Source organism: Lactobacillus sp. ESL0785 (genome assembly GCF_029395455.1).
Taxonomy (GTDB): Bacteria; Bacillota; Bacilli; order Lactobacillales; family Lactobacillaceae; genus Lactobacillus.
This window is the reverse complement of record NZ_CP113916.1, coordinates 1,082,447-1,106,921: the sequence shown is the minus strand read 5'-3', so window position 1 is coordinate 1,106,921 and position 24,475 is coordinate 1,082,447. Positions and strand designations below refer to the sequence as shown.

Genomic DNA, 24,475 nt, shown 5'->3' with positions numbered 1-24,475 from the left:
AGCAGTAGGTGGGGGTACTTTTCCTAAATCTAAATAATGGTGCCGCTTTGATATTTCTTAGCTGAAGTCTAATTCAAAATCTTTGCTAGAGAAGTAATGCAGTTGGTGATTGAAAAGGTAATTTATTATTAAACCTAAGATAATAGGGATAATTATGAAGAGCATTACAATTAAGGTGATATTGCTAGCGTTTATTGGCCGATTGGCTAATGCCGCTAGTGGACCGATTAATCCAGAGAAGCCGAAGCCGGCACTCATCGGCGTACCACCAATATTAAAAGCAGCACCTAGTCCGCCACAGATTCCAGCATTGAGGATTAATGGCAGTAATAATTTGGGTTTGGTCATTAAATTGGCCATTTGCATCTTGGGCGAGCCTAAAAAATGGGCAATTGAAGTACCAATTGTGTTTGCCTGCCAGCCAAAAATTGCCAAACTAAATCCTACAGCTGTAATTCCGAGATTAGCAGCACCGGAAGCAATTCCAGAGATACCGATCGCAGTCGCAATTCCAACTGAAGAAATTGGCGAAACAATTAGTAGGGCAAAAATAACTCCCATAATGATGCCCATGATAATTGGCTGTAAAGTTGTCAGGTGCTTAATTGCCAGACTAATTAGAGCTGTCAGTTGCCCAACTGGTATTCTAGTTAAGCTACCAAGACCGCCAGCAATAACTAATACTAGTAGTGGTACTAATAAAATAGTGTATGCCTTAAGTTTTTTACCTAAGATTAAAATTAATCCATAGGCAATCATAATTGTAATTGCAGTGTTAATGACATCACCGGAGCCATTGATCATGAGTTTTCCGTGTTGCATGACGAAATTACCGGCTCCAGCTGTAGCAGCAAGGGCTAATGAAGATGTTTGAATTGGTGTTAATTTAGCATTCATGCCAACACAGACACCACTGATTGCCGGCAATAATCCGGTAGCAAATGCTGTTAATGCCAAAATAAAGTTTAGTTGCGGCCAAGTTGGCAATAATGCTTTAACGAGTTGATTGACTAGCGCTCCGGGAATTAAGGCAACAACAACCCCCGTTGAGAGTCCATTTAGCGTGTCAAGGACAATTTGTTTGATAACTTTCATTTGATTATTTCTCCTGATAAAAAAACGTACACAGATGACGACAACTGTGTACGTTTTTTAAGAAGAGAAGAAGGTACTGTACTTAATAAAGGCACACAATTGTCAATTTCATGACCTGTGTGTCTAATGTAATGACAAATACGGCACTCAGATCGTTTTGCTAAAGTACCGAAGATAATATTTAACTTGTGTTTGATGAAATTTAATTGTCGTCATAATTATTTACCTCTCATAAATGTTTAAGCATAATATTACTAGATTTTGAAAAAATAGCAAGCCAAAATATTAATTTGCTAAAAATTTATACGAATAGAAAAATCATTTGCTTAAGCAGTTCAATTTATTTTTTATAAAAATTTTAATGTAGTAATTAAAATAAATGCTATAATCAAAGAATATACAAGGAGGACTTAAATCATGAAAACCCAAGAAATTGATAATTATGCTGAAAAAATTCGGGCAAACTTTAGACTGCCGAGTTTAGGATTAGGAATCTATTACAAAGGTGAAACTTACAGTCATGTGTATGGTGATGCTGAGCAAGATACACTGTACCCACTGGCTTCGATTTCAAAAACTTTTTTAGCAACAGCAATTTGTAAGTTGGCTGATGAAGGTAAGATTGATTTGGATCAACCATTGAAAAAGTACTGGTCTGGCTTTAAGATGGTTGATCCTTATGTAACGGAGCATTTAACGTGGCGGGATGCATTGAGTCACCAGAGTGGGTTACCAGCTCATGATTGGATGCGGATTACTAATTGCAATAAGCAAGACTTAACTTTGGCACAAAAAGTTGCCGCTGTGAGTCATCTTGAGCCTAATCACGAGCTGCGAGTTAAGATGCAATATAGTAACTTGATTTTTGCAGTTGCTACTTATGTGATGGAACAAGTGATTAATCAGGATTATGGTTCTTATATTCATGAAAATTTACTCAAGCCGTTACAATTAAGCAGTACATATATTAATCATCATGAATGTGATCGGGATCAAATTGCCAAGCCCTATCTGCTAGATCATGGTAAGCTACGAGAAGTACCTTTGATTGCTCCGGGAAAAGTCGGTGGTGCTAGTAGCATGCTTGCCAGTATTTCGGATTTGCTCGAATGGGCTAAGTTTCAGCTAAAAACGGCTCAAACTGGCAGTGGCATTACGATGCAGCGGTATCAACCGCAATCAATTATGCCGGTTGATCGCGCTTATGGTGGAGCATCCTTCTCAAATTATGGTTTGGGGATGATGATGGAAGATTACCATGGTTACAAGTATCTCTTCCATAGTGGTTCATATGTCGGCTATTGTTCTTTCTTGGGCTTTATTCCTGAGCTTGATTTAGCTTTTGTTTCCACGATGAACTTGGATTCAACGGATGCGATTTTTGCTTTGGCATACCAAACGATTGATACCTTTGCTGGTCTTAAGCAACATGACTGGATTAAGACTTCATCGGACTTTATGACGCAAAGATTAGCAACTAAGCAACGCAAGTTCAGTGAAGCAGAAGGTGATAATCCGCAACCTGTTAAGGCTAAACCGGAGCTATTGGGTGATTACCGCAATCCAGGTTACGGGATTGTTACAATTAGTGAGCAAGATAATCAATTATTGGCAACAATTGGTCATTGGCCGTTTCCAATTATTGAAAATGAACGCGGGCAAAAATTTATTGAAATAAAAATCTATGATACATTGCTGCCGCTGAAATTTACAACTGCAGGGCTAGAAATAATGACTGAACCAGCGCTAGGTAAGCCAACAATCTTTAAAAAATAGCAAATAAATAGGAACCTTCCTGTATTAGGAGGTTCCTATTTATTTTTATTGAACTGATTAATCTCTGCGGCATAAGTATTAACTAAGTCAAACGTAAATTCTTTCGGTTTAGTTGAATTTTTGACATGGTGCCATAAGATAGCCGCAACTTTTAGCTTATTATTGAACTGTTGACTAACTGGATCTTGACAGAAAGCACGGACAAAGTTGTTCCATTGATAAGTATGTTCTTCAACAGTTTGGTCAATAATTTGTTTGCGCTGTTTAGCTGAAGTTAGTTCTTGATATTGAGCAATTAAGTCAGCAACGGTCATGTCTGTGTCGTGGCGAGTCTCGGCTGCACGTTTAATAATTGCCATTTCTTTTTTAAAGGAAAAATGTTCAACATGAAAGTATTGTGCGAAAAATTGCCGACTGGCAGCGTTAAAGGAAAAGCCGGAATCAACAATTGGCGTTCTCAATGTAATCTCGCTTGCTGCTAATTGCTGCACCTGCTTCTTTTTTCTTGCTGGCTTGATCTGCTCCTTAGGCGTGCCAGATAAAAAAGCCTGCAGGTAAGAATTAAGTTCGGCCTTGGTTCCAGAAGTTGGCAGGCCATATTGTCTGCATAAGTCTTGAAGTTCAGTTTTATAAAAATATTTTTGCTTAAATTCGTTCAGGGTAAGTTGTTTCATAGTAGATTAGTCCAGATTTTAGTTGTGGAGGTAATGAAGTAGGGTAAATACTATATCGACCTCGTTAATTGAATACAGCAAAAACAGGACACCGGCCAAGCTGCTGAGCAAAATTCTTAATGTTTTGTATTTAGGTGACTGATTTTGCCGCCGCGTTTTGAAAAAATCATAGAGCGGATATAAGAGATACAAGCCAAGAGCTAAAGTTATAATTAATAATAGTAAATTCAATATTAAACTTGTTGGGCTAGAGGTAATTTCCATAACGTTGTCCTTTGTCCCTCATAAATATAAAATTGTGTTAAATAACTATATTTAGTCTAATGAGTAATTTTAGTATACGCTTTTTAGACAGTTGGACGTAATAATTTTTAAAACAAAAAAGCTAGGGCCTTTGCATCGAAACCCTAGCTTTTTTTGTATGAATGATCCGGGTGAGATTCGAACCCACGACCCACGGTTTAGAAGACCGTTGCTCTATCCAGCTGAGCTACCAGACCATTGTATGTTTGCTTGTTCCTCACAGAACATTAACTATTATAGAGTAAATTTTTGCTAATTGCAATAAAAAAATTTGCTTTTCAGTACTTTTTTATTTGGCTCCTAGATTGTGGCACGTTAACCAATCTGCCCGTTAATGAAAAATTAAATATATTTATTTGAAAATATATAGAATTAACAGTTAGCTTTCCTTAAAAATCAAAAATTACTTTTATTATTTTTTATTACTTAATATTCATTAATTAAAACTAAATAATTATTGTGGGCTCGTATAGAAAATGCTATTACTGCAATAATTTACAATAATTTATTATATTGTCAGTGGCATTAAAATTTATTGTGAAAGAAACATTATTTTTCCTATACATAGATGTTATTTTCTAACGTTTACATTCATTCCATGACCACCTATGCTTATTACTGTATATACTTGTTGAAATTTAGTGTTACAAAAGGAAAGAAATGTATGTTAGGAAAAAACAATTTTTTTGAAAGACTTCATAAAATGGAGTTGCAAGATAAGCAAGACCGTTTTTCTATTCGTAAATTAAGTATTGGTGCAGCCTCAGTGCTATTAGGATTTACATTCTTCAATGCCGGCACTCAAAGCGTACAAGCTGATACAGTTGATTCTGCTGCACAAGTTAAGCAAGTTGAGCAGAATACTTCTGCTGCGGATTCTAATGCTTCACAAGCAGGTAGTACAGCTGCAAACGCTGAACAAAATAGTGCTGCAACGACGCCCAAAAAGCAAAAAGTAGCTACTGCTCAGCCTGAAGCCAAGCCGGCTGCTAAAAAAGAGCCAAAAATTGATACTTATGATAAGTTAAGCAAGTTTTTGCGTGGCAGTGATCCTGAAACTGCAAATACTGCAGCTAAACCAGATACTGCTAAAAAACCGACAACTTCGGCTAAACCAGATACTGCTACTGCAACTGCAGCGCAAACCCCAGCTGTAAGTACTTCTAATGATGTAGGTACTGATAACAATACTAGTACTACTTCAGCAGCTGCCAATAAGCCAGGAGCTAGCGATATTACTAGTGGTAATGCAACTGATGTTAAACCAGTACAAAAGCCAGAAACTTCAACTGGTGATAACGCTGTTGCAGTAAATAATGAGGGTAGTAATCAAAAAAGAGAAGCCGAACAGGTTGCTACTAGTCAAAGCAGCGATGGGCTTCCTTTACTAACTACTCATGATCATATTGCCTACGTAAGTAGTTGGTCAGACTTAATGCAAGTGTTTAGAAATACCAATATTACTAAGGTTTATTTGACTCAAGATATTGCTGACGATGAACAAGGCTCTGTGTGGGGCAATGATTGGTGGGGCAGCGGTGTTGGTGCTCATTATGGTACTGGTGATAGATATGTTGCTGATCGAGTAGGTGGACTAACGATTACTTCTAACCCAACTAGTGGTAAGCGATTCAAAATTGACTTTAAAGGTTTACAACCTCGTCCAGAGAAAGCCAGCAGATTTTCAGCTCAGTTCGCTGCTGGCGATGGTGATGGTACCAATGGTACTGATGGTCGGATGTTTTTGACTTATGACAATGTTGATCTTTGGAGTGAATCTTATTATGGTGTTGCCGAAACGGAAGGTGTCGCCACTACAGTTACATTTAATAATATTAATTTTCATGGAACGCAGATGCTCTATCTAGGAGCAGACGTTGAAGTTCACTTTAAGGGTACTGATATAGCTGATGTTATTAGAACACCATATGTTGGTCCGGTTGATGGGGATACAAATGAAGTAACTCCCGATCCAACTACTCAACAATTATTTCAGTTTACAGGTGCTAATAGTAAACTTTTCTTTGATGAAGGTTGTACTTTTACTGGTTCAACTTATCAAGGTAATGTTATTGAAATGTCGGGACCTAACAGTTCAGTGTTCGTTGGTAAGAATGCTACCGTTACTTTAAATCCTACTGGTAACGCTGATTCGAGGGCAACAGCTAATGGTTCGGAAAATACTGGGAAGTCCAATGGTATTATCATTAATGGTTCGGGCAATAATACAGTTACTGTTGCCCAAGGTGGTAAGCTAATCATTAATGTTGGTGGTAAAGATGAAGCTACTCGAAATAGCTATCGAGGTGGTTATGATTATCATCAAGCAGCAGCGATTACTTTAATTTCTGATAAGAGTCAAATTATTAATAATGGTATTATTGATGTAAATACCAATGGGGACATTAGTACTAATTGGACAAGTGGAGCAGCAAAAACCTTAATTTATGACAATGGTAACCTTAAAGTAAATCAGGGTGCTGAATTAAATATTACTGGTACAAATATGCAAGATTATAGTGGCACTCTTGTATCTATTACCCGTAATGCATATTTGGAAAATGCTGCCTTTAATATTAAACTTGTTGATCCAAGTGGTAAGGATATTAAAGGAGCGACTACTGGTGGTACAGGAACTATTACTTTAGTTGATGTTACTGGTAATTTGGTAGTTAATAATCCGACTAAATTAACATTAGATGACCATTTAAATGATGATCCAAGTCACAAAACTTCAATTATTGGTGATCATCCAATTACTATTCAGAATGTACGGCAGAATTTGAATCTTGGTGGTAGTCTGATTTCGTTACCACCGTTTCATAAATTAGTAGTACATCATACTAATCCAGATGGTCTTCATAATTTGATTTTGGTTGATAATATTGAATTGTTAAATGGTAAACGAAAACTAACGCCAGAACTTGCTGAAGCTCTTAAGAAGAATCCACAGATTAGTGCTATGCTTGGTGCAATTGCTAGCCAACTTGATAGTTTGGTTGGGAAGACTTTTGATGAAATTTTTGCTGGTATTATTGAAGCAGCGTTTATGGATCCCAATAGCCCTGGCTATAATGATATTGCATTTGTCTCTGCAAACCAAGAAGGCTTCTTAAATATTGATAATGCTAAGGTTATTACTCAGCCTGAAGATGATGGCTCTAGAATAGTAACTGGTTCAATTGAAAATTATACTGATCAGCTTGATGGCCCAAATAGTGACGGCTTGTTTGGTAAGATCTTACCTGGAGGTACTTATGCATATATTACAGCTAGTATTGTACATAAAGACAATGCTGGTAATTGGGTACCTAAGAAGAATTGGACTGATCCAACTCTGACAGATGATCCATATGGCATGACAGATTTATGTACAATGGATACTGATTTATCAGATTTAAGTAATCACATAATTAAAGGCACTCATCCTCAGAACCCTAATGGTGATCCAAGTTTGCCCCAAAAGATGACTTTTGCGGCTAAAGTTAACCCAGATGGTACATTTAGTTTTACGTTACCTGCTGAATTTACTTCTGGCTTGGAAAAGGGTGATGCTATTGAATTAACACCAACTGCTAACTTTATTGGCTATGATCCTGAAGTTAAACCTACAGTGCTTGATTTAAACATTCTTAACGTTACTGATGTGCAAGCAGCTGCTGATGCAGCAATTAATAAAGCTGCAAATGATGCAATTGCGAAAGTTAAGGCTGATGCTGAGGCTGACCCAGATCAAACGCCAGAACATCAACGTAATTATCAAACTTATGAAGCTGCAATTAATGCGATTAAGAATAATGCGTTAAGGAATCCAACTACAGCGTCTGATACAGATTCAATTTATAATCCGAATAGTAGTACTGCTGATATTAACAAGGCTAAGCAAGCAGCTCTTGATAAATTTAATAATATGGTTACTATGGCAGCTAAAACGTATGCTTCCAGCGATACACAATATTATTTGCAAGCTGCTAAGAAGGATTTAAAGGATGCTGGTATCCCTGATAGTGTGATACCAACTGCTGCAACACTACCTTTAATTCATGCCATTACTGCTGCTGCCACACCAGATGCTGCTACTATGGCAGATACAACTGCCAAGAAAAGTATCTTAAACGATTACCAAACAGCTGTTCAAAATGCACTTAAAAATTATGATTCACCTGCTAAGACTGATCTTAATAAGCTAAACTTGTCAAGTGAGCAGAGTTCAATCTGTAACAGCGCAATTACATCTGCTAGTGATCTTGATGTTATTGATAAACTTGGTTACGTAGGTGATGGCACAGAATTTAACAATAGTGCAGCTATCATTGCCGCTCATAAGCAAGTAGACACGGCATATCGGAAGGCTCGTGCCTTATCAGCATTACGTAATTATTGTGATACCATCGGTACTGCATATCCTAACGCTAAGGACCAAATTATAGCTGCCTCTGCTGCTCAAGAAAAAGTCATTCAAAATGAAACTAATGATAGCAATTTGCAAGATAGCAAGACTGGTGCTGACGCAACTGATGATAACCGGGCTAATGTTCCTGATGATCAAGTTGGTATAACTGCCATTGATAATGCTGTTAAAGCTTATAAAAAAGGCTTAAAGGACAATATCAATGAACAACAGAGTAAGTTAAATGACGAATTAGATACTGTTAAAAAGTTACTAAATAATCATGGCTTAGGTGATGACCCTGATATTGCTAATGATTTTAAGGGTCTACAAGATGAGTTGGCTGAAGCTGCCGCAATTGCTAAGGATCAAGATCAAGTAACTAATGGTGATCCAGCAGATGCTGCTGCTATTGATAAAGGTCAAGATGGTAAGACAACTGAACAAGCTCATCAAACGGCTCAAGACTTACTCGATGATGTTCAGCATCGTCTTGATGCCCTTAAAGATTTAGAAAATTATGCTACCAATAAAGCTAATGCTAATTCAGGTAGTAAGCCAAATATTGATAAAGTTTTAGCTTCTGCTTCTAAGGACATTTTTAAGGCTCCTAAAGATACAACTGGCAAGACACCAATTGAAGATGCTGCTCAAAAGGGTAAAGATACAATTGACAGGATTGTTGAAGATACACCTGCTAATGATGACATTCAAAAGGCTGCTGAAGAGGCTCATAATCAAGTTAACAATGCGAATATCCCGCAAATTCAAAAGGACGCATATAATAAAGCAATTGATGATGCTAAGAATGCGGCCTTAAACCCAACTCCTGACAAGGATGATACTAGTTCAATTTATGGTTCTGATAATCCAGAGGACATTAATAATCGTAAAAACAGAGCTATTAACAAGATCAAGAAGGCTGCTGCTAAGGCTGCGATCAATGGCTATGCTCAAGATGCTAAGGATATTGTTGCTGGTGATACTGCTGCTATTGATGCCGCTGCTAATGATGCAACAGCTGATCAGACTGGTACAATTGACAAAATTTCGGATGGTGGTCTTTCTGCAAATGATAATTCTGCCAAGATTGCCCAAGCTGAAGAAAAAGCTAAAGAAAATATTTTGGCAGCAGCTCAACATAGTGCTGATAAACAGTTAGCCGATAAAGAAAAAGAAGTCGAAGATGCACTTGGTAAGTTGTCAACTTTAACTGGTGATGAATTAGCTGCTGCTAAGCAGAAGGCTCAAGGTCTGATTCATAGTTCAGATAAGACAGGATCACAGGATAAAGTTGATGCAGCCAAAGATCTAACTGGTGTTGGCGCTGCATTGAATGATGGTATCGATGCGCTTAATAATTTCCTAATAGATGCAGTTAATAAGGATAGAAAGCAACAAGCTATCAATGACGTTGAACAAAAGCGTCAAGATGTAATCAACGATCTTAATGATAAAACTAAGTATCCAAATTTAACGGATCAAGAACGTCAAGACTTAATTACTAGTGCGAATAACACCGCTAAACAAGATGAAGGTACTATTTTAAATGGTGCTGATGATGCTGTTGATACTAATAAGACAACTGCTATTGATCATTTGAATGATATTATAGCTAATGCTAATACTGTAAATAATACACATACTAATGAACTTAAAGTAGCTCGGCAAACTGCACTTGGAGCTTTAGCTGTAGCTAAGCAACAGGCTGAGAAACGAGTTAATGCTTATGATGATACTGCTGTCGATCAAAGTAAGAAAACTGCTATTATCAATAAAATTGAAGCTGATTACAAAGCTGCTGTAAATGCTATTAATGGCGCTACAAATCAGGATGCTGTTTCTTCAGCTGAAGAAACCGGTGCAAATAACATGAATGCTGATGCTGATGAAGCTGATCTTGAGGCGAAAAAGTCTCAAGCTATCAATGCTTTACAGCAAAAACGTGATACTGATAAAGCGATTGTTGATCAAGCTGCTAAAGACGGTAAGATAACACCAGATCAGCAAAAGTCGATGGACGACCAAATTGATAATTACTATCTTGATGGTGCTAAGAACATTAATAATGCTAAAAACCAAGATGAAATTACATCTGCTCAGAATACTGCAGGAAAGCAGATGGATGGCGTGGTTGCTACTATTGATAATACAACTTTAGATAATGATCGTGATCAAGCTAATAATGATTTGGATACGCTTGCTGGCAAAGCTAAAAAACATATTGATGACTTAAGTAATCTTGGTTCTGATGAAAAAGCTAAGCTTAAAGGCGATGTTGATAAAGAATTGGCTGCCGCACATACTGCAGTTAATGGTGCTAAAACACCGAAAGATATCACTTCTGCTTCTGCTATAGGTCAAAACAACATCCAAGATGTAGCTAATACTGCTGATTTAGAGGATGCTCAGAATGCTGCTAAGAATAAGCTTGACCAAGAAAAATCTAAGGTTGATCAAGCTCTTGATGGTTTACAAAACATTGACTCAGATAGTTTGGCTGCCTTAAAACAAGATGTTCAAAACGCTTATGATGATGCTTTAGGTAAAATTAATAATCCTACACCAGCAACAACTGATCAGGTTGGTAAAGAAGCCCAAACTGGTTGTGACAATATGGATCAAGTTCTTGAAAATGCTCAAGGTCTTGATCAAACCAAGACAAATGATAAGACCGCATTAGATCAAGCTGCCAAAGACGCTAATGCTCGCATTGATCAATCCGATTTAAATGATCAAGAAAAACAGAATGCTCATCAAGCCATTAATCAAGCTCGTGATGCTGCGAAAAACAGGGTTGACGCTGCAGGAACTATTGCTGACGCGAATAATCAAAGAGATTATGGTAAGCAAGCAATTACAGATGCTGAGGCTGATGCTCGTAAGCAATATCTTAACGACTTAAAGGATCAAGCTAATAAAAAAATTGACAAAATTTGTAATGATGCCCAAACTGCTTTAACTAATGAATTTAATAGTTTAGACGATGATGAGCAAGCTGAGGTTAAGCCAAAATTTGATCAGGCTAAGCAAGATATTGAAGATGCGAGATCAAAGGGTCACACTAGTGTTAATAATGCTAAAAATTCAGCTGATATTACTGGTGCAACTAATCAAGCTAATACGGATGTTACCAATGCCAAGAAGCCAGCATTCTTAGCTTCTTCTCAGGCTAAAGGTAAGAAAGAACTGCAGGAGTATGCAGACAAGATTAAGAATCAATTGCCTGTTAATGGTGGTTATCGTGATCAGGTTGATGAATTACTAACAAGTGGTAAAGAAGAAATCACTAATGATCAAACGCCAAGTGACGTTACAAATACCGTGACAGTTTATAAAGGAAAACTTGATGGTATTCAAAATACAGCTTCTTCTGACCACAATAAAGAAATTAATACAGCTAAACAAGATGCAATTAATGCTCTTGATCATACGTTAAATGGCGATAGTACAACTGGTGCTGCGGGTGCAGTTGATGACATTCAAGATTTAGGTGATCTGAGCGATACTGAAAAAGCTAAGTATGAACAACAAGCTAAAGATGCTCATGATAAATATGTTAATTCAGTTACAGGTGATGATAATGTTACCGCCATTAATTCAGACCGTGATACAGGTATCGCTGAAATTAACAAGGCAGTAGAAGATGCTAAGCTGCAAAATGCTAAAAATGCTGCCAATAAGCAAATTGAGCAAGCTCGTCAAGATGCTGTTGATAAGATTAATAGTGATTCCACTTTAACTGATCAGCAAAAGCAAGATGCGATTAATAGCATTAATAGTGCTGCATCTGAAAAATACAATGGTGGAAAATATCAAGTAAACCAAGCTAAAGATAAAGATTCAATTAACAGTATTGTTAATAATACTAAGAATCATTTTAATGATATTGTATCTACTGCTAAAAATAATGCCTTGCAGCAAGCTAAGACAGATGCTAAGAATCGTTTAGAGGCTAATGCTAAGCAGCGAACAGATCGAATTACTGCTGATAAGTTAGCTGGTAAATTGAGTTCCACGCAAGCTGATGCTTTGATTGGAGCAGTTACTCATGATTTAGCTGGTGCTGAAGATGCTGTTGATAACGCAACAACGCAAGCTGGTGTTGCTACTGCCGAAAGTAATGGTAATTTAGCCTTTGCTTTAGATGATGCGGAAATCAATAAAGATGAAGTTCAAAAAGCTGACTTAGATAAAGTTGCAGCTGCAGTAACTACTGCTAACCAAAAGGCTGCTGATTATATTAAGAATCATCCAACCTTAACTGAGCAGCAAAAGAAACATTTGTATGATCAAATTAATTCAATTAGTAATGATACTACTAATGAAATTAACCAACACCGGACAGATAAGAGTGATGCGATTAGCAACATGGAAGAAGCTGCTCAAGCTGGTATTGATAAACTCGGTAAGCTGACAGATAAGTGGGATGAAAAAGAGACTGCTGTCGAAAAGCTTAAGCAACATGCTAAAGATGTTGAAGACAAGGTCAACAAGGATAATCCAGATTATGCTACATTAACCCCAGCTGAAATTGCAGCTGCTCAAGCAGCTGCTGATCAAGTTGAGCATGATGGTGAAAACGATATCCTTGGCTTAGATATGACTAATCATGATCCAAGCATGACAGATCAAGAATATTTGAATCAAACAGAACAAAAGTGGGAAACTGCTATTGACAATGCTTTATTGCCATCCAAGTTGCTTAATGATAAGAATAAGCAGACAAGTAAACTTAATGACTATGCTGTTGATAAAGACAAGGATTTAGATGCTCTTGCTCAAAATAAGGATAATCCAAATGGTTTAACCTCAGATGAAATTAGTGCTTACAAGAAGCAGATTGAACAAGCTCGTCAAGCAGCTGCTAATAACATTCTTGGTGAAAAATTACCAGCTGATGCAACTACTGATGATTATAATACTGGTAAGAGTCAAGTTGGTGATGATGAAACTGCTGGTGAAAAAGCAATTGATCAAATTATTAATAATGCCAAATTAGCTTCTAATAAGCGGCAAGATATTGCTGATATTCAAAACACTGCCGATGAAGCTGAGAAGCAAGATGGAGTTGATTCAACTGCTGTTGATAAGCTGGTTAACCAAGCCGAGCAAGATATTGCTGGTGCTACTGATACAGCGGGACCAAATTCTCCAGATGGTATTAAGGAAAATACCGAGAATAAGATTCAAGATTTAGTTGATCAGGCTAAGAGTAATCAGTATGGTAACGATATTGATCGTGACTTGCTTGAGCAAGAACGCGAAGCTGAAGCAATTATTGATCGTTCGCAGTTAACTGATCAACAAAAGCAGGATGCTAAGGCCAAGTTACAAGCTTTGTATGCAGATGCAGCTAAAATGCTTGCGGATGCTCATAAGGATCCATTATATCCAGATAAAGATCCAAACAATAATAACCATCATAATCCTAATGTTCCAGCAGATATTTATGCGCACCAAGCAGATATAATTAAACAAGGATATGAAAAAGAGGTTGCTCAGGTACTTGAAGAAAATACTGATAGCACTAACTTCCCATGGTTTGGTAATGAAGTTGATAATGCTCATGGTGATTTGAATAATAAGTGGCAGGATCTTGAAGGTAATTTATCACCCGAACAAAAGGCTAAGTACGCGGATTTAATCGATACAGTCAATAATAGTATTGCTAAACTTGATAAGTCTAAAGATGGTCATAATTCTTCAATCAAGGATGCAACTGATACTTATGATGCTGGTTTGACAGCTTTGAACAAGCTCAAGGCAATCAAAGAAGTTGAGGATGCTGAGAATGCTGCTAACAATGCAATTGATGGCACTGATGGTCTAACTGACCAGCAAAAACAAGATTATAAAGAGCGAGTTAAGCAAAATGCTGACAAGACAATTGCTAACATTAATAAGATAATTCCAACTGATAATGATACTATTGGTAATCAAGATAAGATTGATACCGCTAAGAAAAATAACATTGCTGACATTGCTGCAGCAGCTGATAGTGCTAATGCTGGTGCGATTGCTGACGCTCGTCAAAATGCTAAAAATAAGATTGATGCTGCATATAATGCTGCTAAGGAAAAATTAGGTGATGCCTATACACCTGATGGTGAACTTGATCAAGCTTATAAGCATGAACTTGATAAGTTGTCAGGACTATCATATGATGCCCTTCAAGATTCGACTGCTGCAATCAAGAATATTGATAAGGCAGCGGTTAATGAAGCAGCTACTTATGCTAAAAACAAGATTTCTAATCTGCAACATTCTGCTAACAAGCCATATTCAAATGAAGAAAAGAATGTTCTGAACAATGTAATTGCTAATGATGTTACTGCAGCTAACGGTGATCAAGGTACAATTACGAATGGTACAGTTGATCCTGATGATACGGTTAGTGGTGCTCGTGATGCTGCAATTGATAAAATCTTAGCTGATGCTACTGGTACAAGTGATGCTGATAAAGAGGCAATTAAGAATGATCCAGCTTGTCAACTTGCTGATGCTAAAGAACAGGCTGAAAAAGATTTAGCAACGATTTATCAAGCTGCTAAGGAAAAGTTACCTATGGGCGCCGATAGTTCTAAGCTTGATGATGCGTTTAATAACAATAAGGTAGTTATTGGTTCCACACCTGATGAAATTAAGCATAATGCTGAAAAGGCACAGCAAGCAATTGCGAAGGGTGCAGTTCAAGCTGCTGCCGAAGCTGCTAAAAACAAGATTAATGGTTTAACGCATTATACTGATGATGAAAAGGAAGCTTTGAAGAATCAAATTGATAAGGATGTTACTGCGGCCAATGAAGCAATCGACAATTCAACTAAAGATAAAGATAGTATTAGTAAAGATGATGCTGAGAAAGCTACAAATGATGGTTCAGTTAGTGGTACTTTAAATGATCAATTAGCTACAATTGCGGCTGATAGTGAAGGTACTTCAAGTAATGATAATAATGCTTTGAATAATGATTCAGTTCTTGTAAATGATGCCAAAGAGCAGGCCAAGAAAGACGTAAGTGCAGCTGGTATAGCAGCCAATGAAGCAGTTGATCAGTTGAAGACACATCAGAATGGCCAGCCTTATACAGACGCCGAAAAGCAAGCAATCAAGGATGCCATTCAACAAGAAGTTGACAAAGCGAACAAAGCAGATACTGGTACCATTGACCAAGCAGGCAATGTAGCTGAAGTTAATCAAGCTAAGCAAGATGCCATTAATGCGATTAATAAGATCAAGGATGCATGTACCAGTAATGATGGTAGTATTTTAGATCCGATAACCAATGGCAATAGTGCAGTTCAACAAGAACAAAAAGCTAAGCAGGCAGCCAAAGATGCCGTAACGGCAGCCGCCGACAAGGCACGTCAAGACTTAGGAGTTGACAAGGGCAGCAGTGAAGCAGCAGCGATTGATAAGGCCGAGCAAGATGCTTTGAATAGTCTTGAGCAGGTCAAAGACGGCAAGTATGACACCGCCGAGAATAACGGCTTAGCGAATGTCGTCAGCGCCGAAAAAGACACTGGTAAGCAGCAACTTGAAGCTGAAGAAACAGCAGCTGAAGGAGCAATCAATCAGACACCAGGTTTAAGTCAAAGTGATAAAGACAAGGCAATTAGTGAAGCTCAGCAAAAGCTTAATAGTGCCAAAGAAGCGATCGATAAGCTTAATAGTGCAGATACCAATAGCGAAAATGTCGGCAACAAGCAGGACGCAATCAAGGATGCTTATAATGCTGGCAAAGCAGGTATTAGTGGCGCAACCAGCAGTGCCGATAGCTTAAGTAAAGCCAAAGAGCAGGCCAAGAAAGACGTAAGTGCAGCTGGTATAGCAGCCAATGAAGCAGTTGATCAGTTGAAGACACATCAGAATGGCCAGCCTTATACAGACGCCGAAAAGCAAGCAATCAAGGATGCCATTCAACAAGAAGTTGACAAAGCGAACAAAGCAGATACTGGTACCATTGACCAAGCAGGCAATGTAGCTGAAGTTAATCAAGCTAAGCAAGATGCCATTAATGCGATTAATAAGATCAAGGATGCATGTACCAGTAATGATGGTAGTATTTTAGATCCGATAACCAATGGCAATAGTGCAGTTCAACAAGAACAAAAAGCTAAGCAGGCAGCCAAAGATGCCGTAACGGCAGCCGCCGACAAGGCACGTCAAGACTTAGGAGTTGACAAGGGCAGCAGTGAAGCAGCAGCGATTGATAAGGCCGAGCAAGATGCTTTGAATAGTCTTGAGCAGGTCAAAGACGGCAAGTATGACACCGCCGAGAATAACGGCTTAGCGAATGTCGTCAGCGCCGAAAAAGACACTGGTAAGCAGCAACTTGAAGCTGAAGAAACAGCAGCTGAAGGAGCAATCAATCAGACACCAGGTTTAAGTCAAAGTGATAAAGACAAGGCAATTAGTGAAGCTCAGCAAAAGCTTAATAGTGCCAAAGAAGCGATCGATAAGCTTAATAGTGCAGATACCAATAGCGAAAATGTCGGCAACAAGCAGGACGCAATCAAGGATGCTTATAATGCTGGCAAAGCAGGTATTAGTGGCGCAACCAGCAGTGCCGATAGCTTAAGTAAAGCCAAAGAGCAGGCCAAGAAAGACGTAAGTGCAGCTGGTATAGCAGCCAATGAAGCAGTTGATCAGTTGAAGACACATCAGAATGGCCAGCCTTATACAGACGCCGAAAAGCAAGCAATCAAGGATGCCATTCAACAAGAAGTTGACAAAGCGAACAAAGCAGATACTGGTACCATTGACCAAGCAGGCAATGTAGCTGAAGTTAATCAAGCTAAGCAAGATGCCATTAATGCGATTAATAAGATCAAGGATGCATGTACCAGTAATGATGGTAGTATTTTAGATCCGATAACCAATGGCAATAGTGCAGTTCAACAAGAACAAAAAGCTAAGCAGGCAGCCAAAGATGCCGTAACGGCAGCCGCCGACAAGGCACGTCAAGACTTAGGAGTTGACAAGGGCAGCAGTGAAGCAGCAGCGATTGATAAGGCCGAGCAAGATGCTTTGAATAGTCTTGAGCAGGTCAAAGACGGCAAGTATGACACCGCCGAGAATAACGGCTTAGCGAATGTCGTCAGCGCCGAAAAAGACACTGGTAAGCAGCAACTTGAAGCTGAAGAAACAGCAGCTGAAGGAGCAATCAATCAGACACCAGGTTTAAGTCAAAGTGATAAAGACAAGGCAATTAGTGAAGCTCAGCAAAAGCTTAATAGTGCCAAAGAAGCGATCGATAAGCTTAATAGTGCAGATACCAATAGCGAAAATGTCGGCAACAAGCAGGACGCAATCAAGGATGCTTATAATGCTGGCAAAGCAGGTATTAGTGGCGCAACCAGCAGTGCCGATAGCTTAAGTAAAGCCAAAGAGCAGGCCAAGAAAGACGTAAGTGCAGCTGGTATAGCAGCCAATGAAGCAGTTGATCAGTTGAAGACACATCAGAATGGCCAGCCTTATACAGACGCCGAAAAGCAAGCAATCAAGGATGCCATTCAACAAGAAGTTGACAAAGCGAACAAAGCAGATACTGGTACCATTGACCAAGCAGGCAATGTAGCTGAAGTTAATCAAGCTAAGCAAGATGCCATTAATGCGATTAATAAGATCAAGGATGCATGTACCAGTAATGATGGTAGTATTTTAGATCCGATAACCAATGGCAATAGTGCAGTTCAACAAGAACAAAAAGCTAAGCAGGCAGCCAAAGATGCCGTAACGGCAGCCGCCGACAAGGCACGTCAAGACTTAGGAGTTGACAAGGGCAGCAGTGAAGCAGCAGCGATTGATAAGGCCGAGCAAGATGCTTTGAATAGTCTTGAGCAGGTCAAAGACGGCAAGTATGACACCGCCGAGAATAACGGCTTAGCGAATGTCGTCAGCGCCGAAAAAGACACTGGTAAGCAGCAACTTGAAGCTGAAGAAACAGCAGCTGAAGGAGCAATCAATCAGACACCAGGTTTAAGTCAAAGTGATAAAGACAAGGCAATTAGTGAAGCTCAGCAAAAGCTTAATAGTGCCAAAGAAGCGATCGATAAGCTTAATAGTGCAGATACCAATAGCGAAAATGTCGGCAACAAGCAGGACGCAATCAAGGATGCTTATAATGCTGGCAAAGCAGGTATTAGTGGCGCAACCAGCAGTGCCGATAGCTTAAGTAAAGCCAAAGAGCAGGCCAAGAAAGACGTAAGTGCAGCTGGTATAGCAGCCAATGAAGCAGTTGATCAGTTGAAGACACATCAGAATGGCCAGCCTTATACAGACGCCGAAAAGCAAGCAATCAAGGATGCCATTCAACAAGAAGTTGACAAAGCGAACAAAGCAGATACTGGTACCATTGACCAAGCAGGCAATGTAGCTGAAGTTAATCAAGCTAAGCAAGATGCCATTAATGCGATTAATAAGATCAAGGATGCATGTACCAGTAATGATGGTAGTATTTTAGATCCGATAACCAATGGCAATAGTGCAGTTCAACAAGAACAAAAAGCTAAGCAGGCAGCCAAAGATGCCGTAACGGCAGCCGCCGACAAGGCACGTCAAGACTTAGGAGTTGACAAGGGCAGCAGTGAAGCAGCAGCGATTGATAAGGCCGAGCAAGATGCTTTGAATAGTCTTGAGCAGGTCAAAGACGGCAAGTATGACACCGCCGAGAATAACGGCTTAGCGAATGTCGTCAGCGCCGAAAAAGACACTGGTAAGCAGCAACTTGAAGCTGAAGAAACAGCAGCTGAAGGAGCAATCAATCAGACACCAGGTTTAAGTCAAAGTGATAAAGACAAGGCAATTAGTGAAGCTCAGCAAAAGCTTAATAGTGCCAAAGAAGCGATCGATAAGCTTAATAGTGCAGATACCAATAGCGAAAATGTCGGCAACAAGCAGGACGCAATCAAGGATGCTTATAATGCTGGCAAAGCAGGTATTAGTGGCGCAACCAGCAGTGCCGATAGCTTAAGTAAAGCCAAAGAGCAGGCCAAGAAAGACGTAAGTGCAGCTGGTATAGCAGCCAATGAAGCAGTTGATCAGTTGAAGACACATCAGAATGGCCAGCCTTATACAGACGCCGAAAAGCAAGCAATCAAGGATGCCATTCAACAAGAAGTTGACAAAGCGAACAAAGCAGATACTGGTACCATTGACCAAGCAGGCAATGTAGCTGAAGTTAATCAAGCTAAGCAAGATGCCATTAATGCGATTAATAAGATCAAGGATGCATGTACCAGTAATGATGGTAGTATTTTAGATCCGATAACCAATGGCAATAGTGCAGTTCAACAAGAACAAAAAGCTAAGCAGGCAGCCAAAGATGCCGTAACGGCAGCCGCCGACAAGGCACGTCAAGACTTAGGAGTTGACAAGGGCAGCAGTGAAGCAGCAGCGATTGATAAGGCCGAGCAAGATGCTTTGAATAGTCTTGAGCAGGTCAAAGACGGCAAGTATGACACCGCCGAGAATAACGGCTTAGCGAATGTCGTCAGCGCCGAAAAAGACACTGGTAAGCAGCAACTTGAAGCTGAAGAAACAGCAGCTGAAGGAGCAATCAATCAGACACCAGGTTTAAGTCAAAGTGATAAAGACAAGGCAATTAGTGAAGCTCAGCAAAAGCTTAATAGTGCCAAAGAAGCGATCGATAAGCTTAATAGTGCAGATACCAATAGCGAAAATGTCGGCAACAAGCAGGACGCAATCAAGGATGCTTATAATGCTGGCAAAGCAGGTATTAGTGGCGCAACCAGCAGTGCCGATAGCTTAAGTAAAGCCAAAGAGCAGGCCAAGAAAGACGTAAGTGCAGCTGGTATAGCAGCCAATGAAGCAGTTGATCAGTTGAAGACACATCAGAATGGCCAGCCTTATACAGACGCCGAAAAGCAAGCAATCAAGGATGCCATTCAACAAGAAGTTGACAAAGCGAACAAAGCAGATACTGGTACCATTGACCAAGCAGGCAATGTAGCTGAAGTTAATCAAGCTAAGCAAGATGCCATTAATGCGATTAATAAGATCAAGGATGCATGTACCAGTAATGATGGTAGTATTTTAGATCCGATAACCAATGGCAATAGTGCAGTTCAACAAGAACAAAAAGCTAAGCAGGCAGCCAAAGATGCCGTAACGGCAGCCGCCGACAAGGCACGTCAAGACTTAGGAGTTGACAAGGGCAGCAGTGAAGCAGCAGCGATTGATAAGGCCGAGCAAGATGCTTTGAATAGTCTTGAGCAGGTCAAAGACGGCAAGTATGACACCGCCGAGAATAACGGCTTAGCGAATGTCGTCAGCGCCGAAAAAGACACTGGTAAGCAGCAACTTGAAGCTGAAGAAACAGCAGCTGAAGGAGCAATCAATCAGACACCAGGTTTAAGTCAAAGTGATAAAGACAAGGCAATTAGTGAAGCTCAGCAAAAGCTTAATAGTGCCAAAGAAGCGATCGATAAGCTTAATAGTGCAGATACCAATAGCGAAAATGTCGGCAACAAGCAGGACGCAATCAAGGATGCTTATAATGCTGGCAAAGCAGGTATTAGTGGCGCAACCAGCAGTGCCGATAGCTTAAGTAAAGCCAAAGAGCAGGCCAAGAAAGACGTAAGTGCAGCTGGTATAGCAGCCAATGAAGCAGTTGATCAGTTGAAGACACATCAGAATGGCCAGCCTTATACAGACGCCGAAAAGCAAGCAATCAAGGATGCCATTCAACAAGAAGTTGACAAAGCGAACAAAGCAGATACTGGTACCATTGACCAAGCAGGCAATGTAGCTGAAGTTAATCAAGCTAAGCAAGATGCCATTAATGCGATTAATAAGATCAAGGATGCATGTACCAGTAATGATGGTAGTATTTTAGATCCGATAACCAATGGCAATAGTGCAGTTCAACAAGAACAAAAAGCTAAGCAGGCAGCCAAAGATGCCGTAACGGCAGCCGCCGACAAGGCACGTCAAGACTTAGGAGTTGACAAGGGCAGCAGTGAAGCAGCAGCGATTGATAAGGCCGAGCAAGATGCTTTGAATAGTCTTGAGCAGGTCAAAGACGGCAAGTATGACACCGCCGAGAATAACGGCTTAGCGAATGTCGTCAGCGCCGAAAAAGACACTGGTAAGCAGCAACTTGAAGCTGAAGAAACAGCAGCTGAAGGAGCAATCAATCAGACACCAGGTTTAAGTCAAAGTGATAAAGACAAGGCAATTAGTGAAGCTCAGCAAAAGCTTAATAGTGCCAAAGAAGCGATCGATAAGCTTAATAGTGCAGATACCAATAGCGAAAATGTCGGCAACAAGCAGGACGCAATCAAGGATGCTTATAATGCTGGCAAAGCAGGTATTAGTGGCGCAACCAGCAGTGCCGATAGCTTAAGTAAAGCCAAAGAGCAGGCCAAGAAAGACGTAAGTGCAGCTGGTATAGCAGCCAATGAAGCAGTTGATCAGTTGAAGACACATCAGAATGGCCAGCCTTATACAGACGCCGAAAAGCAAGCAATCAAGGATGCCATTCAACAAGAAGTTGACAAAGCGAACAAAGCAGATACTGGTACCATTGACCAAGCAGGCAATGTAGCTGAAGTTAATCAAGCTAAGCAAGATGCCATTAATGCGATTAATAAGATCAAGGATGCATGTACCAGTAATGATGGTAGTATTTTAGATCCGATAACCAATGGCAATAGTGCAGTTCAACAAGAACAAAAAGCTAAGCAGGCAGCCAAAGATGCCGTAACGGCAGCCGCCGACAAGGCACGTCAAGACTTAGGAGTTGACAAGGGCAGCAGTGAAGCAGCAGCGATTGATAAGGCCGAGCAAGATGCTTTGAATAGTCTTGAGCAGGTCAAAGACGGCAAGTATGACACCGCCGAGAATAACGGCTTAGCGAATGTCGTCAGCGCCGAAAAAGACACTGGTAAGCAGCAACTTGAAGCTGAAGAAACAGCAGCTGAAGGAGCAATCAATCAGACACCAGGTTTAAGTCAAAGTGATAAAGACAAGGCAATTAGTGAAGCTCAGCAAAAGCTTAATAGTGCCAAAGAAGCGATCGATAAGCTTAATAGTGCAGATACCAATAGCGAAAATGTCGGCAACAAGCAGGACGCAATCAAGGATGCTTATAATGCTGGCAAAGCAGGTATTAGTGGCGCAACCAGCAGTGCCGATAGCTTAAGTAAAGCCAAAGAGCAGGCCAAGAAAGACGTAAGTGCAGCTGGTATAGCAGCCAATGAAGCAGTTGATCAGTTGAAGACACATCAGAATGGCCAGCCTTATACAGACGCCGAAAAGCAAGCAATCAAGGATGCCATTCAACAAGAAGTTGACAAAGCGAACAAAGCAGATACTGGTACCATTGACCAAGCAGGCAATGTAGCTGAAGTTAATCAAGCTAAGCAAGATGCCATTAATGCGATTAATAAGATCAAGGATGCATGTACCAGTAATGATGGTAGTATTTTAGATCCGATAACCAATGGCAATAGTGCAGTTCAACAAGAACAAAAAGCTAAGCAGGCAGCCAAAGATGCCGTAACGGCAGCCGCCGACAAGGCACGTCAAGACTTAGGAGTTGACAAGGGCAGCAGTGAAGCAGCAGCGATTGATAAGGCCGAGCAAGATGCTTTGAATAGTCTTGAGCAGGTCAAAGACGGCAAGTATGACACCGCCGAGAATAACGGCTTAGCGAATGTCGTCAGCGCCGAAAAAGACACTGGTAAGCAGCAACTTGAAGCTGAAGAAACAGCAGCTGAAGGAGCAATCAATCAGACACCAGGTTTAAGTCAAAGTGATAAAGACAAGGCAATTAGTGAAGCTCAGCAAAAGCTTAATAGTGCCAAAGAAGCGATCGATAAGCTTAATAGTGCAGATACCAATAGCGAAAATGTCGGCAACAAGCAGGACGCAATCAAGGATGCTTATAATGCTGGCAAAGCAGGTATTAGTGGCGCAACCAGCAGTGCCGATAGCTTAAGTAAAGCCAAAGAGCAGGCCAAGAAAGATATTACTAATGAAGCAGCTAATGCTAAAGATAAGATTAATCATCTAAATTGTAGTGATGAAGCTAAGCAGCATTTAAAGGATGAGGTTGATAAGTTAGTTGCTACTGCTAATGGCAGTAAAGACAATAAAGGTACAATTGATCAAGCTACTGATAAACCAGGTGTTGATACTGCTAAAAATACCGCTTTGAATGACTTAACAGAAATTACTAGTCCGGAACACGTAGCGAAAGTTGCTGATGCCTACCCAATCTCAAACTCGGCTCCAGTTTCTTCGACGCCTGCTACTCCAGCACCTGGTGAAAAAACACCTGATGAAGAGACAACGACTAATGTAACTTTGAAGCACAATGCTTACCTATACAATGCAGAAGGCAAACGCACTAATAAGGTTGTTTTAAAAGCTGGTTCAGTTGTTGCCACTCATGGAACTACTACAATTAATGGTTCTAAGTATTACATAATTCAAAATGGTAAGTATTATATAGCAGTAGAGAACGTAATTAGTACGCAAAGAAAGCTTAAGCATAATGCTTATGTTTATAATAAGTATGGTGAAAGAACTAATAAGCGTTTACTTAAGATAGGTCGTGTAATTCGAACATACGGCAGTACGGTTTCAATTCATGGTAAGTCATACTATATTATTGGTAAGAATCAATTTATCAAGGCAGCTAATACTGCTGGTAAGCATAAAGCAAGTCCTGCTGGTTTAGGTACGGCAATAACGGTACCTGAAAATGCAGTCACTAAGAGGATTATGCACCATGCCTATCTCTACAATGAACAGGGTCAACGTGCTAATGGTATTATCTTAAAAGCTGGTTCAATTATTAATACTTTTGGTACAAAAGTAATTAAGGGCAAAAAATATTTAGTTGTTGCTGATAATTACTATATCGCTTTAGGTAATGTCATTGGTAAACGAGTTAAGTTAAAGCATAATGCTTATACTTACAATCAATATGGTAAACGTGTTGGAAAGAAGGTTACGAAGAAGAACCACAAGATAACAATTTACGGTGAACGTATTTCAATTCATGGTAAGAAGTTCTATATTGTCGGTAAAAATAGAGAAGTTAAGAAAAATAATATCAAGTAGATAATTAAAAAAAGCGTTTCTAATCAATTGAATTAGAAACGCTTTTTCATTATAAAATTACAATCAACTTAAAGAGAATAGATGATGAAACACTAGCAGGTGCCGGAAATTTGAGATTTGGTATATACTAGAATAATCAGAT

4 protein-coding genes and 1 tRNA gene are annotated in these 24,475 nt (G+C 39.7%); 2 read left to right on the top strand and 3 right to left on the bottom strand.

The window, feature by feature from the left end; genetic code table 11:
• Positions 1-57: 57 nt before the first annotated feature.
• A complete protein-coding gene (locus OZY43_RS05250; RefSeq protein ID WP_277164031.1) occupies positions 58-1,095 on the bottom strand; it encodes a PTS sugar transporter subunit IIC in 1,038 nt (345 codons plus the stop codon).
• A 417-nt stretch (positions 1,096-1,512) separates the two neighbouring features.
• Here OZY43_RS05250 and OZY43_RS05245 point away from each other — a divergent pair, with 417 nt between their 5' ends.
• A complete protein-coding gene (locus OZY43_RS05245; RefSeq protein ID WP_277164030.1) occupies positions 1,513-2,871 on the top strand; it encodes a serine hydrolase in 1,359 nt (452 codons plus the stop codon).
• Positions 2,872-2,906: 35 nt separating this feature from the next.
• Here the strand turns inward: OZY43_RS05245 and OZY43_RS05240 are convergent, their stop codons facing one another.
• Both OZY43_RS05240 and OZY43_RS05235 read right to left on the bottom strand, forming a co-directional pair.
• On the bottom strand, positions 2,907-3,545 hold the full coding sequence (locus OZY43_RS05240; protein ID WP_277164029.1) for an SAP domain-containing protein: 639 nt from the start codon (positions 3,543-3,545) through the stop codon (positions 2,907-2,909).
• Between the two features lie 426 nt (positions 3,546-3,971).
• Positions 3,972-4,045: transfer RNA gene (locus OZY43_RS05235), tRNA-Arg, on the bottom strand.
• 506 nt (positions 4,046-4,551) lie between these two features.
• Between OZY43_RS05235 and OZY43_RS05230 the strand changes: the two genes are divergently transcribed.
• Positions 4,552-24,333, top strand: coding sequence for an SLAP domain-containing protein (locus OZY43_RS05230; protein ID WP_277164028.1), 19,782 nt, complete (start codon positions 4,552-4,554; stop codon positions 24,331-24,333).
• The last annotated feature ends 142 nt before the right edge of the window (positions 24,334-24,475 follow it).

Coding starts and splice junctions, on each gene's coding strand:
- OZY43_RS05240 (WP_277164029.1), bottom strand. CDS start 3,545: ATGAAACAACTTACCCTGAACGAATTTAAGCAAAAATATTTTTATAAA.
- OZY43_RS05250 (WP_277164031.1), bottom strand. CDS start 1,095: ATGAAAGTTATCAAACAAATTGTCCTTGACACGCTAAATGGACTCTCA.
- OZY43_RS05230 (WP_277164028.1), top strand. CDS start 4,552: ATGGAGTTGCAAGATAAGCAAGACCGTTTTTCTATTCGTAAATTAAGT.
- OZY43_RS05245 (WP_277164030.1), top strand. CDS start 1,513: ATGAAAACCCAAGAAATTGATAATTATGCTGAAAAAATTCGGGCAAAC.